Annotated in this window: 15 protein-coding genes and 1 pseudogene; 4 read left to right on the top strand and 12 right to left on the bottom strand. The window is 63.3% G+C overall.

The window, feature by feature from the left end; translation table 11 throughout:
- Positions 1-92: 92 nt before the first annotated feature.
- Positions 93-881, bottom strand: a complete 789-nt coding sequence (locus tag B4F51_RS08360; RefSeq protein ID WP_296224678.1) for an SDR family NAD(P)-dependent oxidoreductase — start codon at positions 879-881, stop codon at positions 93-95.
- 272 nt (positions 882-1153) lie between these two features.
- Here B4F51_RS08360 and B4F51_RS08355 point away from each other — a divergent pair, with 272 nt between their 5' ends.
- Positions 1154-1651 carry a MarR family winged helix-turn-helix transcriptional regulator gene (locus B4F51_RS08355; RefSeq protein ID WP_296224677.1) on the top strand — a complete coding sequence of 166 codons (498 nt, stop codon included), beginning with the start codon at positions 1154-1156 and terminating at the stop codon, positions 1649-1651.
- A 130-nt stretch (positions 1652-1781) separates the two neighbouring features.
- On the opposite strand, the gene B4F51_RS08350 is transcribed toward B4F51_RS08355, so the two are convergent.
- Positions 1782-2489 carry a response regulator transcription factor gene (locus B4F51_RS08350; RefSeq protein ID WP_296224676.1) on the bottom strand — a complete coding sequence of 236 codons (708 nt, stop codon included), beginning with the start codon at positions 2487-2489 and terminating at the stop codon, positions 1782-1784.
- Positions 2490-2742: 253 nt separating this feature from the next.
- Positions 2743-3357, bottom strand: a complete 615-nt coding sequence (locus B4F51_RS08345) for a TetR/AcrR family transcriptional regulator (RefSeq protein ID WP_296224674.1) — start codon at positions 3355-3357, stop codon at positions 2743-2745.
- A 104-nt stretch (positions 3358-3461) separates the two neighbouring features.
- Between B4F51_RS08345 and B4F51_RS08340 the strand changes: the two genes are divergently transcribed.
- A complete protein-coding gene (locus B4F51_RS08340; protein WP_296224672.1) occupies positions 3462-4943 on the top strand; it encodes an MFS transporter in 1482 nt (493 codons plus the stop codon).
- A 30-nt stretch (positions 4944-4973) separates the two neighbouring features.
- On the opposite strand, the pseudogene B4F51_RS24560 reads toward B4F51_RS08340, so the two are convergent.
- Positions 4974-5144, bottom strand: a pseudogene (locus B4F51_RS24560) (undecaprenyl-diphosphatase); the annotation flags it as partial.
- Between the two features lie 293 nt (positions 5145-5437).
- Between B4F51_RS24560 and B4F51_RS08335 the strand changes: the two are divergent.
- Positions 5438-6802 carry a sensor domain-containing diguanylate cyclase gene (locus tag B4F51_RS08335; RefSeq protein WP_296224669.1) on the top strand — a complete coding sequence of 455 codons (1365 nt, stop codon included), beginning with the start codon at positions 5438-5440 and terminating at the stop codon, positions 6800-6802.
- Positions 6803-7402: 600 nt separating this feature from the next.
- The gene (locus B4F51_RS08330) at positions 7403-7663 is read left to right on the top strand and encodes a hypothetical protein (RefSeq protein WP_296224668.1); all 261 of its coding nucleotides are present in this window, start codon (positions 7403-7405) and stop codon (positions 7661-7663) included.
- A 16-nt stretch (positions 7664-7679) separates the two neighbouring features.
- Here the strand turns inward: B4F51_RS08330 and B4F51_RS08325 are convergent, their stop codons facing one another.
- The 8 genes from B4F51_RS08325 to B4F51_RS08290 all read right to left on the bottom strand — a co-directional run bounded on the left by B4F51_RS08325 (position 7680) and on the right by B4F51_RS08290 (position 12041).
- Positions 7680-8540 (bottom strand): transglutaminase-like domain-containing protein, encoded by an 861-nt coding sequence (locus B4F51_RS08325; RefSeq protein WP_296224666.1) that lies wholly within the window; start codon positions 8538-8540, stop codon positions 7680-7682.
- Positions 8541-8657: 117 nt separating this feature from the next.
- Positions 8658-8942: a hypothetical protein gene (locus B4F51_RS08320; RefSeq protein WP_296224664.1), complete on the bottom strand. Its 285-nt coding sequence runs from the start codon at positions 8940-8942 to the stop codon at positions 8658-8660.
- A gap of 160 nt (positions 8943-9102) precedes the next feature.
- Entirely contained in the window at positions 9103-9426 is a 324-nt protein-coding gene (locus B4F51_RS08315; protein ID WP_296224662.1) for a hypothetical protein, read from the bottom strand.
- Positions 9427-9543: 117 nt separating this feature from the next.
- On the bottom strand, positions 9544-9681 hold the full coding sequence (locus B4F51_RS08310; protein ID WP_296224660.1) for a hypothetical protein: 138 nt from the start codon (positions 9679-9681) through the stop codon (positions 9544-9546).
- A 329-nt stretch (positions 9682-10010) separates the two neighbouring features.
- Positions 10011-10385, bottom strand: coding sequence for a hypothetical protein (locus tag B4F51_RS08305; protein WP_296224755.1), 375 nt, complete (start codon positions 10383-10385; stop codon positions 10011-10013).
- Between the two features lie 86 nt (positions 10386-10471).
- Positions 10472-10756 (bottom strand): hypothetical protein, encoded by a 285-nt coding sequence (locus tag B4F51_RS08300; protein ID WP_296224658.1) that lies wholly within the window; start codon positions 10754-10756, stop codon positions 10472-10474.
- A gap of 91 nt (positions 10757-10847) precedes the next feature.
- Positions 10848-11174 (bottom strand): hypothetical protein, encoded by a 327-nt coding sequence (locus B4F51_RS08295; protein ID WP_296224655.1) that lies wholly within the window; start codon positions 11172-11174, stop codon positions 10848-10850.
- A gap of 561 nt (positions 11175-11735) precedes the next feature.
- On the bottom strand, positions 11736-12041 hold the full coding sequence (locus B4F51_RS08290; RefSeq protein WP_296224653.1) for a hypothetical protein: 306 nt from the start codon (positions 12039-12041) through the stop codon (positions 11736-11738).
- Positions 12042-12808: the final 767 nt, after the last annotated feature.

The raw sequence follows: 12808 nt of genomic DNA, 5'->3' as shown, positions 1-12808 counted from the left end.
CAGCGTACGGCCCGCGCCGGCGCGGCGGAATGGAGCGCACGTCAGGGCCGACGGCCCGGGTCGGCAGCGCGGGAGTCAACCCAGAACGCGGCCTAGAACGCCGACTTCACCACCCCGCCATCCACACGCAGCGCAGCCCCCGTGGTGGCTGCCGACAGCGGGCTGGCCACATAGGCGACCAGATTGGCCACCTCCTGCGGCGTGGCAAAGCGCTTGATGAGCGAGGTGGGCCGGGCGGTCTCGAAGAAGGTCTTCTCGAAAGCCTCGAAGCTCTGGCCGCCCGAGAGCTTGTCCACGAATTCGTCCACGCCCTCCGAGCGCGTCGGCCCCGGCAGCACGGCATTCACCGTGACGGCGGTACCGGCGCACAGCTCAGCCAAGCCGCGCGAGAGGCCCAGCAGCGCCGTCTTGGTCACGCCGTAGTGGATCATCTCGGCCGGAATCTGCACGCCGCTCTCGCTGCTGATGAACACGATGCGGCCCCAGTTCTGCGCGCGCATGGCGGGGAGGTATGCGCGCGACAGACGCACGCCGCTCATCACGTTCACGTTGAAGAAGCGCAGCCATTCGGCGTCGTCGATGGCTTCGAACGGCTTGGGGTCGAAGATGCCGAGGTTGTTGACGAGCACGTCGACCTTGGGAAAGCGTGCAGACAGCGCCGCGGCCTGCGCCGGATCGGACAAGTCTCCGGCAAAGGCTTCGACCTGGGCATTGGGCACGGCGGCCCGCAGGCGCGCGATGGCATCAGCCACCGAGGCCTCGGTGCGGCCGTTGACGATGACACGGGCGCCTTCAGCGGCCAGTGTTACAGCAATGGCATGGCCGATACCCTTGGTAGAGCCGGTCACGAGGGCAAGCTTGTTCTGAAGGTTGAGGTTCATGGCAGTCGAAAAAGGAATATGGGGGAGAACGCGTACGATGCGCCACATCGCGTGGCACTGGCGTTTCTATCATGATACGAACCGCCCCGCCTCTTGGGGGCGCAATCGTTTTGCAGCGATTTCCAACGTGATTTGACGATCGGCGTCGGTGTCGACCCCGGCTTGACGGCCTGGGCAAGCGACGATTAGTGTGCAATGAAGCTCGCTCGCGTTATCGGGGACGCATGGCGCGCCTTACAAGCCGGATCACCGGCAGAACGGGGAGCACCACCATGACAATCGACGTACAAACACCGCCCGGCGCGGTCGCTGCAAGCAACGGCAGTGGCGAGGGGGCGTATCAGCTCGACACAATGGATCGCGACACCAACATCGGCCGGCTCCTGCATCGGGCCCGGCATGCGCTGGTGACGCAGATCGACAGTGCCTTGGCATCGTTGGACCTGACCGCCGCGCAGTGGACGGTGGTCGTCTACCTGGCCGAAGACCTGGCCAGCACGCCGGCCGAGCTCTCTCGCCTGCTGAACTACGATCCGGGCGCAATGACGCGGCTGATCGACCGGCTGGAGAAGAAGAACATCGTCAAGCGCGCGCCCAGCGATGCGGACCGCCGCTCGGTGGTGGTCACGCTCACCGACCAGGGCCGCGCGCTGTATCCGGAGATCCGGCCGCTGATCATCGACGTGCTGAACCACCTGCTGCGCGGGTTCTCGCATGCCGAGGTCAAGCAGTTGGAGAACCTGCTCCTGCGCGTGCTGCACAACGCCTGATCAGCTCGGGCGTTACACGCGGGGCAGTGGCCGATGGTGCTATCGGCGCGCAGGATGTCGCGCCGGCGGTGCCGCTCGGTAATCAAGCGCAGCCAGCAGTCCAGGCAGCGTGCGAGACGCTGCCCGAGGCTTACAGCCCCTCCAGTTCGTGCTTGATCTTGAACAGCTCGGTATCTGAGCGGATGCCCAGCTTGCGGTAGGCAGACTGCTTCTGCGAGCTGATGGTCTTGATGCTGCGCGCGAACTTCTCGGCAATGTCGCTGACGGACATGCCGTCCAGGCAGCAGCGCAGCACTTCGCGCTCGCGCGGGCTCAGTTGCGGGCGGTCGACCAAGTCGGAGAGCTCGGCGCCGTCGGGGGCCTGGGTCTCGATCGGGGCCTCGGCCTCGGCGTGCGCATCGTGCTCCATCTCGACGGCCAACGTGGCATTCAGGCGCTTGTTGCCCGCGGCCACGGTGCGGATGGCCCGCACCATTTCCGACAGCTCTTCTTCCTTGCCGACAAACCCGCGCGCACCGGCATGCATGACCAGCCCGACCGTCGCCTTGTTGTGATGCGCGGAAACCACCAGGATCTTCAATTCCGGATAGCGCACACGGATCAGGCGGATCAGGTTGAGCCCATCGATCTCGGAGGGGCCCAGCGAGTAATCCATCAGCAGGACATCCACCTCGATGGTGTTGGTCTTGAGCGCCTGCACCACCTCCCGCCCCGACGCGAACAGGCCGGTGACCTCAATGTCGGCCTCCTGCTTCAGGCGCGCGGCCAGTCCGTGGCGGACGACCGCATGGTCATCGAGCACGATCACTCGGATCGGTCGGGTCGCGGTCCAGTTCATGTTGGCAGATTCCTATTTGGCGCGTTACGGGATGGCTGGGCGGGCGGGATTGGAAGCGTCATCCGAAGAGGACGACATTTGTACGGCCAATTTAACACTAAGGCACATTTCTTCGACTTGCATAAAACGCTCCCCTCCATCGCTCCTATAAGAGGGGGCCAATCCAAAGTGGAACGCACAAAGGGTCAGATTTTAGTGCCTTTGTGATCTTCGCCAGGCAGGGCTGAATGGGCGGCGCGAACCGCGCCGGGTGTCACTGGCCCTCGACGGCCGCGTCAATACGCGCCTGCGTACTGCGCCGCGCGCGCTCGAAGACCGCCGTTTCGCCCATCAGGAAAGCGACGTTGGCATCGGAGCGGAAGGCCTCGATCTCGAAGATGAGCTGCTCGACATCCAGGTCCGCACGCAACTCGCCCGCCGCCTGGCCCGCGGCAATCACCTCGCGAAAACGCGCCCGCACCCCCTCACGATGGCCACGCACGCGATCCTGGATCAAACCCGGGCGGGCGCGGTACTCATAGCTGGTGGCGCACACGAAGCAGCCGCCCGGCGACTGCCCGCCCGCGATGTAGTCGAACCAGCCGTCAGCCAACGCGCGCAGGCGGGCAAGCGGGCTCTCCAGCGCCAGCGCGGGCCGCACCATCGTTGTGAGGTAGTGCACGACGCCCGCCTCCAGCGTGGCGAGCTGCAGCGTTTCCTTGTCGCCAAAGAGCACCTGGATGTTGCCCTTGCCCACGCCTGCGTCGGCTGCGACCCGGCCGATGGTCAGACCTTCCAGCCCGTCGGTGGAAGCGATGGCGGTGGCGTGCTCCAGCACTTGGGCGCGGGCGCGTTCGCCGCGCAGGCGGCGGCCGTCGGTCTCGTTCATGGCAATGCCCTGTGGGTGTGTAGGGTCAACGCAATCGGCCCTTGACGCGGGTCGATTGCTCTCTAGTATACGTACGACCGTATATTAAGAACCGAGACCCCATTATGTCAACGGACTCCCTTGTCGGCGGCGCTGCTGTCACCCAGGCGCATGCCGCCCGACGCTGGCCTGCGCTGGCCGCCCTGCTCACCGGCAACTTCGTCACCATTCTCGACCTGTTCATCGTCAACGTCGCGATTCCGGACATCCGCGCCAGCTTGCACGCCAGCTTTGCTGAGATCCAGCTCGTAATGGTCGGCTACAGCGCGGCGTATGCGGTGTTCCTGCTCAACGGCGCGCGCCTGGGCGACCTGTTCGGGCGCAAGCGCATGTTCCTGGCGGGCATGGCGCTCTTCACGCTGGCCTCGGCCCTGTGCGGGCTGGCGACCAGCCCGTGGATGCTGATTGCCATGCGCGTGGCGCAGGGCCTGGGCGCCGCCATCCTGATGCCGCAGGTGATGGCCTCGCTGCGCGTGCTGTTCGACGGCGATGCACGACGCCGCGCGTTCGGCACCATGGGCGCGGTGCAGGGCGTGGCCGCGTCGGTGTCGCAGATCATCGGCGGCTGGCTGATCGCGCATCCGCTGGCCGCCGACATGGCAGGCTGGCGCGCGGTGTTCCTGGTGAACGTGCCGATCGGCATCGTGGCGCTGCTGGCCGCGCGCACCTTCGTGACGGAATCGCGCGCGCCGGTGGCGGCCCGCCTGGATGTGCATGGCGCGGTGGCCGGTGCGGTGGCGCTGGGCATGCTGCTGGTGCCGCTCATGGAGGGGCGCGAGTTCGGCTGGCCGTGGTGGTCGTGGGCGGCGCCGCTGGCTTCGCTGCTGGTGTTCCGGCACTTCGTGCGGCACGAGCGGGCGCTGTCAGCCAATGGAACAAGTGGCCGCGTCCCCATCATCGAAATGGCGCTGTTCGCCAACCGCAGCTTCGTGTTGGGCGTGCTGGCGATCTTCCTGTTCTACACGGCCATCAGCTCGTATTTCCTGGCGCTGACGATCCTGCTGCAGTTCGGGCGTGGCCTCTCGCCGCTCACAGCGGGGCTGGTGTTCACGCCGGCGGCGATCGCATTCTTCACGGGTTCGCTGAGCGCCCCCCGACTGGCCGAACGGATCGGGCAGCGCGCGCTGTTGCTGGGCGTGGCGATCTTTGCCGTGGGTCTGATCCTGCTGTCGACGATGGCGCAAGCCGGCACCGCCGTTGCCTTGCTGATCGTGCCGCTGGTGCTCAACGGCTTCGGCCAGGGGATGGTGATTCCGCTGTCGCTCAACACCATCCTGAGTAGCGTGGACACCGCGCAGGCCGGCATGGGTGCCGGCACCGTCACCACCATGCAGGCGGTGGGCAACGCGGTGGGCGTAACGGTGGTGGGCGTGCTGCTGTTCTCGCTGCTCGGCCCTGCGGAGGGCAACAGCATGGCAGATGCGATGGGCTCGGCCGCACATGCCGCACGCTATGGCCACGCGTTTGCCCTGGCGACGCTCTACAACGTGGGCGCCACCGTACTCGCCCTCATGCTGTTCTGGCGCGCATGGCGCCGGCATGCCTGAACGCCCGTCAGGTCGATGCGCGCGGCCATGTAGCGCCTGGCGGCGGGTAGCTGGCTCGCCCCACAGCCAGCCGGCCACGAGCGCGAGCGGCGCCAGCCAGATCGCATATTCGGCAAAGGCCATGGCCAGCCACACGGTAGCGGGCGACGGCTCGGCCGGAGCGTTGATCCAGAGAAACAAGGTGTGATTGAGCGATTCCATGCAGCATCGGCCCTGGGGGCCGGCGGTTGATTCAAAGGCGGAGGTTTGCCCCCAACACGTGGCGGTGTGTTCCCTTGGATGGCACTGCGGCAGGAGGGTACGCCGCCAGGCTTAGGCACAACACAGCAATGCCCCAGTCACTTCCTAGGCTTTTCCCTCCGCCTGCCGGTGCCTATGATGGAGGCACACAGGCAGCGCACGGCCGTCGGCCAGTCGCTTGCTGCACCGCCGGAGAACACGGCGGACACAGGCCGATTGAGCCATTGAGCGCGTACAACCAAACCGGGGGTTGGATGGAAAGCTTCCTGATCCAGCAGGCCACACGCCGGCAAACGGCCTTTGCCGGAGCGATTGCGCTGCTGATCCTGCTCACGCTGGTCGTTTCCGCACCCCGCGCCAGCCTGCCGTGGCCGGCCATCGGCCCCTTCATGCCGATGTGCGCGTTGACCGTGTTCACCACCGCGTGCATCGCCGCGTTCCTGCTGGGCGCGCAGTTTGCGATCACGCGTCAGCCAATGCTGGGCGCACTGGGCGGCGCCTATGCCTTCACCGCGCTGGCCGTGATCCTGCAACTGCTGATGTTTCCGGGCGTGTTCTCACCCACGGGGTTGCTTGGCGCCCACCCCGCCAGTGCGCTGTGGATGTGGGTGTTCTGGCATGGCGGCTTTCCGCTGTTCGTGATCGTGGCGGTACTGCTGCGCGACCGGCTCCCGCGTGGCGCCATCCCCGCGCAGCGCATCGGCCCGTGGGCCTGTCTGCTGATCGGTGGGCCAGTGGTGGTAGGCGCCCTGCTGTGTGCCGTCGTTTTGCTGGCCGACCTGCCGGCCCCGTTCAGCGCGGCGGGCAACGGCACGGTGGCCGTCGTTCTATGGGCAATCAATGCGATTGCGGTGCTGGTGGTGGTTGCCAGCGGCCGCATGCGCGCGGTGCTCGATGTGTGGCTGGTGGTTGCGGCGCTGGCGTGTTTTGCGGATACGAGCCTGAACCTGCTGAGCTCCGACCGCTTTACCGTGGGCTGGTACGTGGCGCGCCTGTTCAGCATGTTCGCGCCGGGGGTGCTGGTGTGCGTGCTGGTGTGGGAGGTGACGGCACTGTACCGGCGGCTGTTCGAGGCGCACATGTCGTTGCGGCAGGCCTCCATGCGCGATGCCCTCACGGGCCTGTACAACCGCAGCTACTTCAACGAGCAGATCGGTACGCGGGTGAGCGCGGCACAACGCAGCGGCCAGCCGCTGTCGCTGGTCATGGTCGACGTGGACCACTTCAAGCGCTACAACGACGCCTTCGGCCACCTCAAGGGCGATGCCTGCCTGGCAGCCATTGCAGCAGCGCTGGCCGGCGTGGTGCGCCATCCCGGAGATTTCATTGCCCGCTATGGCGGCGAGGAGTTCGTCATCGTGCTGCCCGAGACGGGCGCACACGAGACGCAGGCGCTGGCCGAGCGTGCCCGCGAAGCCGTTCTGCGCCTGCGCATGGAAGCCACCGCGCCATTGCGCTACGTGACCGTCAGCGCCGGCTGCGCCACGGCCATCCCTGACTCCGAGGCCGTCTCCGTCGACGTGCTGGTCGAAACAGCCGATGCCGCGCTGTACCAGGCGAAGGCAGCCGGCCGCAATCTCGTGATCAGCGCGCAGGCGATGGCGATTGCAGTGACGTGATGCACGTCGATTCGCCTTCCAAAGATCGCCGCACGAACAGGCCTGCTGTCTGTTTCTGTTTACTTCTTTATCTATATAAAAATAGTAGTAGTAGATAAGGGCACGCCGTTTCTGTGGATAGCTGCGGAAAACGCTTTGGCTTCAAGGGCTTGTGCAATGCACAACTGAGCGGACAGCGTGTGCTGATGCGTGGATGAACGCGGTGGTTCGCGTTGCAGCCTGTCGGCATGGGTGGAAGTTGTTCCCGTGCCGTCGACAGACTACCCCCGGAGAGTCAGCTCGCTTTTCCCTTGAGTTGTTCACAGGGCGAGGTGGGGGTTATCCACATTGATGATTTCGGCTGCCCCAAAGAAAAAAAGAGCCTGAACCGCGAGGTTTAAGACTGGGGGCATTTCTTTGCCCTACCCTGGACCATATCTTCGTGCATCCGCACAGTGGCACCAAGGACCTGCGCGCACCGACGAACAGCCCTTCGAACCCTCTGTCTGTACTTTGTCCAACCGGGACAGAATTCGCTGCACTTTGTCCTTGGGCCCGGCAACGTTGGCGTCGGATCGACATGCGGCAATAGACGAGCGGGCAAAGAACGGGAGTAGCGCAATGACTCGTACGACCGAATACCGTGGTTATCAAATTCACATGGAACTTGTGGGTACCTCCAAGGACATGTTCGATTTGTGGTTCTGTATCGAAGGCCCGATACAGCCCGTCGGCGTCGCGGCAATCGGCAAGCGCATCAAGGTCCACGGCGGTCCTTTCTCCCGACGTTGGGCGCATTTGATTGGCGAGCTAGCCGGGCGGGCGGCGATAGACGTCATCCTTGGTGTTGAAGAGGAACCTCCCGCAACGGACGAGTGGTGAGCCACGCTTACCTCCCTCACCACGTGCTGATCCCCTGTGCGGTGTCGACTGGCATGCTGAATCTCGGGGTACTGCTTGCCATGGCCTGAATTTCCACCAACGGTCGCGACGGTTTGACGTTGCCGAAAACCATAGCGATGGGGACATCCGCTGCATCACGCCCGGTTCCGATTCGCAAGAGCCCCATGGGCACCGCTGCATTCGATGGGTCGACCAGGTACCATCGCTGCCCCAGAAACACCTCCACAAATGCATGGAAATCCGGTGGACCCAACAGCGGGTCAGCACCGTAGTCGAGACTGCTGGAGAAGCGCGCCGGAATACTCAGTGCGCGGCATAAGGCGATCATGAGGTGCGCATAGTCTCGGCACACGCCCTTTCTCTCCACGAGTGTGCTGACAGCAGACGTCCGCTCGTTCGTGGATTGAGGGACAAATCGCACGTAGCGGCAGACCCAGTCCCGAATCGCGATGACAAGCGGATACCCACGTTGATAACCGCCGAACTCCCGCAGCGCAAATTCCATAAGGCGATCCGACTCGCAATAGCGACTGGGAGCCAGGAATGTGATGACATCAAGCGGGAGGTCTGCGATGGGGACTTCGAACAGCAGCTCGGGAGGCATCAGCAGATGGTCGATGTCGACCGTCGCCGCGTAATTGACTGAGAAGTGGCCCTTTGGAGCCCGGACTCGCAGACGTCGATTCAGCAGACATGGTTCGGTGTGCGGCTCTGCTGGCAACTCGGGGCTCAACTGCAATGACTCATCGACGATCGCTTGGCGCGCTGTCTGGGCGGCGTGGAAATTGAAGATGAAATCGGCGGTCGGGTCATGCACCTCGTAAGTCAAGCCGACTGAATAGTGCATGCGAACCATACGACCTCCTGCTACTTGCCTCGAACGTCGTCTGGCTGCCGGCGGAGGCATGCGATGCGCAATTCGGCGCTGTCCGGCGATCCATCTGCACTGGCACTGGCCGCAGGTCCGATTCAACTACTCGGGAATCATGGATTGGCCGGGCACAAATCCATCGATGATGCCTTCGGCCATCTTCGCGGCTGCACGTTTGGCTGTTCCGATGCTCTCCCATTGGATCGCCTGAAGCGGGAAGATGCGGGAATGCTCGGAATTCGGCGGCTCGCCTGCCTGGCAGATCAGCACGGAGGCACTGTAAGACCGGTCCGGACGCCGCTCATGCCATTCACGAGGCGGGTCGAACAGGTAGATCAGGGGATAAACATCGAACCCCTTGTAGCGGCAAGTCGGGTAGGCATCCACAGCAAACTCCGTTGAAGGGGGAGCCCCACTGTACGCTCTTTCCATCTGCGCCAGCGAACTACCCGCTGCCTGACGGCAAGCCGTCAGATTTTGCACGACGACGCGGATATCTCCGTGCCGTCACAACGCTGTCACTCGATCCGGAACCCGCCGATGCTCGCTACTCGTGCGCGTCCTTCCTCATGTTCTCGGCTTCCATGGCAGCGATCCATTCCTCGTATGCCTCAATTGGCTCCATGGCCTCATCCACGAGCGCGGCTGCGCGCTCCGCAGCGGCTGATGCCTCCTGGACGGTGGCGTCACTCGGACTATCGTCGTCGGAGCTGGGCGGCAGAAGCATGTCCTTAAGCATCGCCCGCAACTCCGGCGTATTCCATGGTCTGCCCAGCCGGCGTTGCCTGTTCAAGTAATGGCGAACTTCCGCCTCTTGCTCGGCAGTGAGCGGAAGCCCTCGGAATGTCGGATGTGTGTCGTCGTGGATCATGATGCGCCTCCCGACTCGGTCTGCGCTTTCAACCTTCAATGTAGATGGTTCGATTCGCGCTAGAGAACGTCTCGCTTTACGCGTCGGCCCTATACAGCAGGTCTGCGGCCAACCCGATCACGTCTTCTTCTTTGCGGCACCCTCGTTTCCGACCCGCGACTGAACCGTGTTAAACGGGGTCGCCGGCACCGCAGGCTTCTTCTGTTGCTTAGGCTTCTTCGCTTCGCGGTTGCTTCGCAATTGACTCTTGGCCATGGTGATACTCCTGTTGCGTTGCTTGCCAAGTGGCAGTCCCCAGCATACGCGCTCCACCCTCGGCAAAGGGGAATATCTTTCGCGGGTTGCGGTAAGGTTGGCAATGCTTGCAGACGGCACCTCACGCTGAGAACGCTAGGACCCTGGCTGCCCTGGCAATGAAAGCCGAGCAGTCGGGATGTGTGTCAAGGCAAACACGCTGCTAGCTCAACGACAGTCGACTCAGGTGACCGATTGAGGGGGCACTGGCCGGCAACGCGCGCATCGACTACTTCCAGCCATGCCGCGTCGTTCGCCGTGGCAGGGATGCGCCGCTTGGATCTCCGTTTTCAGCCAAGTGAATGTGGGCGCGGCGACCTTGGTGCACTACGCGATCCTGCCGGCCTGAGCTCACCTTCCCAGGGTTGCGCGCCCATGTCGAGAACATGGTCGCCCTCGACGGTCTTGGCGTAGAGGCCGTCGCGGATCACTTGCCCGATGGCCATTCTGCAGAGGCTTTCGATGCTGCACTCGGCAACAGATGACACGTCTGACTCGCTTGCCAACACTCTGAAGGACCGCCGCCCTTCGCCCACGAAACTGGTGAACTGCACGCAGTTCGGATGCCCGGGATCAATAAAGCCAACCGTGATGGAGTACGCAATGCCTCTTGCCGCTCCGGGAAGCGTGCAGAGAAAGCTCGTCTTGTCGGACGTATAAATCATCTTGTTTCCAGGCTGGTCAAGCACGCAACGCTCCTTCCCAGTGCAAAGCCCAAAGGTAACGGGACCTGGGCGACACGTCGCACCAATTACAGCGATGCCACAGACTCACCGGGTACCAGACCGTTGATGACGTCTTCGCCAAACTTCAATGCACCCCGTCTCGCCGTGCCAACATTCTCCCAGGAGGTAAATGTCATGCGAAAAACGCGTGAGTGCTCGGTTCCTGGCTGATGACCTTCGCGGCAGATCACCACGGACGCGTTGAAGGTGCGGTCGGGACGCTTTCGCGGCCAGGACTGGACAGACTCAGTCTTGTACACGAGCGGATATAGGTCGAAACCTTTGTATGTGGCTGACGGGCTTGCATTCATGGAGACTCCAACTGATGGTAAGTACTACTGAAGCCTCAGCAAGGCATCGATGGGTACTGGACGCGGCAATCTCGTTGATCGGCCCAGGAGGCTATGAATCCACCCCAAGACGATCGACGGTAATCACGATCGTCCGGTTTCCCAGACCTGCCTCGGCATGCATGCCCAAACGTGCCCGTAGAAAGCGGTCAAGCACGCACTGCAACTGACAGAGGTCTGGCCGAGCTGCGTGCATCAACTGATCTGCCACATCCTGCGTGAATGCGATCCTCAGCGTTCTCGCACGCCAGATCCGGCTGCCGAACTCAGGTACCTGCCAGTTCGCCTCCAGCACGTACGGCCCGGTGCTCCAGGTCCGCACGTCCTGCCCGGTAATTTCGTCCAGCACTGGCTTAGCAAACGCGACAAGATTGAGCATCACGAATCTCCACGACACACCTCGCGAGTAGGGTCCTCGGCAGGCAAGCGGCCGTGTGCGGAACCGGCAAGGATGACAGGCTGGAGGGCTCGATCAAGCGTGGGGGCGCCAGCCGACGCGTTGATCATGAGTGCGGGTCGAAATCTTCTTGCGCCGGGGCCCATGATCCGCCCCACTGTTGTCAGTGCCTCACTCTACTCCGATATGCGCGCGGCAGGGGTCACCATCTTCCAAAGCACTGCGCGACACGTTATTCCTGCTCAGTAGCAAGGGCGTATCGGCGTAACAGGTGAAAGCCCGCTCGACCGTGTAAGACGCCCCCTACGTGAGAGCGAAGATCCCCGCCCGTCTCTGAGAACCGTCTTGCTGTGGTGATTGCCCGTAGCCTCGCCGCTCTACGGCGGCTAGCACGTCCCACGTCTGCAGATCGACATCGCGGTCCCCGAGCGATCTCGACAAGTACCGGCAATTTGGCGCGTGCACTGGCGCGGGCCTCCTTCGGCCCCGCCGCCGAAAGAGGGTAAGGATGTCGTTCTTTTTATGTGAGTGGTTGAGAACCGCTTACAGCCTGCGTGCCCGCATCACCGTCAGCGGATTCCAGTTGGCTGGGTCCGGCTGACTCCCCTCCAGGGTCAGACAGATGTAAGCGCCGATGGCATCGAGAAACCCGGCACGATATTCCTTGCACTGCTCACCCACATCGTTTTCAAGCACCTCGCGCAGCTCCGATGGCCGAAACAGCCGATAGCGGGCCAGGGTGAGTTGCTTGTCGAGCAGGAATTCTCGTGCGGCGAGTGCGCCGAGTTCGTAGTTGCTGCGTGGTGGTGATGGGAAGGACGCGGGGCGCGTCACGTCTGCAATAGACATTTGAGCCTCCTTGGGGTTGAAGGAGACCCGCCATCTCGGCGCTAAACGAGGGTGGCGGGCCTGACGATGGCGTTAGCGACCCGGCCCCCAAGGAAACCGGTAGACCCGAAGGTCTCACCACCCGGCCCGCCAAAGTAGGCGCGAACGGAAGCAGCAGTGCGATTGCATGCAGCAATCGTCCGCCTTGGTGTTTCAGGTCGCTAAACCAGGCTGCCGTTGGTGCGGCAGCGGGGCAATTATAGCGACGAGGGCGGGAGGAAAAATCTGATTCTGCGTATCGGGCTCCGGGCGCCAAGATCCGCGCGCCCACCGCGTGTCTCGGCCCAATACGCGCAGCGTTCGAACCTCGGCTTGGCAGATTTGGCCATTTGCTTCTCGCGGCTGCCCCATAGACCGCCGAATGCCGCAGTTTTCGGTTCGCGTGTCACCCTCAAACATTCGATTTCGTTAGGGTGAGAGTGACGCTCCGCCATCAAACAGCGGCGCGTGGGGCTCAGAGGTCCGCACGCCGCCCAAAAACATCCGTTCCATCGGCTCTCCGAAACCCACGCTTCGCCGTCAAAGAGTCGAAGTCGTCGAGTTGAGGCTGATGTTCGGCCGTCTGAGGGTCGAGGCCGCCAGTCTGAGCTCGAAATTTTCGAGCTCAGACTGCGGAATGCGACTGTTTTAGGCTCGCGTTCCGCCCCCAATGGTTCGCGCTCGAACCCAGGAGGTCCACGTTCGGGCCCTGGAGGTACGCAATCGGCAGTTTGGGGCTCGCTTTCCAG

Origin of the sequence: Ralstonia sp. UBA689 (genome assembly GCF_002298975.1) — a bacterium.
In the GTDB taxonomy this organism is placed as follows: Bacteria; Pseudomonadota; Gammaproteobacteria; order Burkholderiales; family Burkholderiaceae; genus Ralstonia.
Note: the sequence above shows the minus strand (reverse complement) of the source record. Positions and strands in the feature narration are given on the sequence as shown.

Excerpts from the sequence above, each read along its gene's own strand:
- B4F51_RS08290 (WP_296224653.1), bottom strand. The coding sequence starts at position 12,041 with ATGTCTATTGCAGACGTGACGCGCCCCGCGTCCTTCCCATCACCACCA.
- B4F51_RS08350 (WP_296224676.1), bottom strand. The coding sequence starts at position 2,489 with ATGAACTGGACCGCGACCCGACCGATCCGAGTGATCGTGCTCGATGAC.
- B4F51_RS08330 (WP_296224668.1), top strand. The coding sequence starts at position 7,403 with ATGACTCGTACGACCGAATACCGTGGTTATCAAATTCACATGGAACTT.
- B4F51_RS08310 (WP_296224660.1), bottom strand. The coding sequence starts at position 9,681 with ATGGCCAAGAGTCAATTGCGAAGCAACCGCGAAGCGAAGAAGCCTAAG.
- B4F51_RS08325 (WP_296224666.1), bottom strand. The coding sequence starts at position 8,540 with ATGGTTCGCATGCACTATTCAGTCGGCTTGACTTACGAGGTGCATGAC.
- B4F51_RS08300 (WP_296224658.1), bottom strand. The coding sequence starts at position 10,756 with ATGAATGCAAGCCCGTCAGCCACATACAAAGGTTTCGACCTATATCCG.
- B4F51_RS08345 (WP_296224674.1), bottom strand. The coding sequence starts at position 3,357 with ATGAACGAGACCGACGGCCGCCGCCTGCGCGGCGAACGCGCCCGCGCC.
- B4F51_RS08355 (WP_296224677.1), top strand. The coding sequence starts at position 1,154 with ATGACAATCGACGTACAAACACCGCCCGGCGCGGTCGCTGCAAGCAAC.
- B4F51_RS08335 (WP_296224669.1), top strand. The coding sequence starts at position 5,438 with ATGGAAAGCTTCCTGATCCAGCAGGCCACACGCCGGCAAACGGCCTTT.
- B4F51_RS08360 (WP_296224678.1), bottom strand. The coding sequence starts at position 881 with ATGAACCTCAACCTTCAGAACAAGCTTGCCCTCGTGACCGGCTCTACC.
- B4F51_RS08295 (WP_296224655.1), bottom strand. The coding sequence starts at position 11,174 with ATGCTCAATCTTGTCGCGTTTGCTAAGCCAGTGCTGGACGAAATTACC.
- B4F51_RS08340 (WP_296224672.1), top strand. The coding sequence starts at position 3,462 with ATGTCAACGGACTCCCTTGTCGGCGGCGCTGCTGTCACCCAGGCGCAT.
- B4F51_RS08315 (WP_296224662.1), bottom strand. The coding sequence starts at position 9,426 with ATGATCCACGACGACACACATCCGACATTCCGAGGGCTTCCGCTCACT.
- B4F51_RS08305 (WP_296224755.1), bottom strand. The coding sequence starts at position 10,385 with ATGATTTATACGTCCGACAAGACGAGCTTTCTCTGCACGCTTCCCGGA.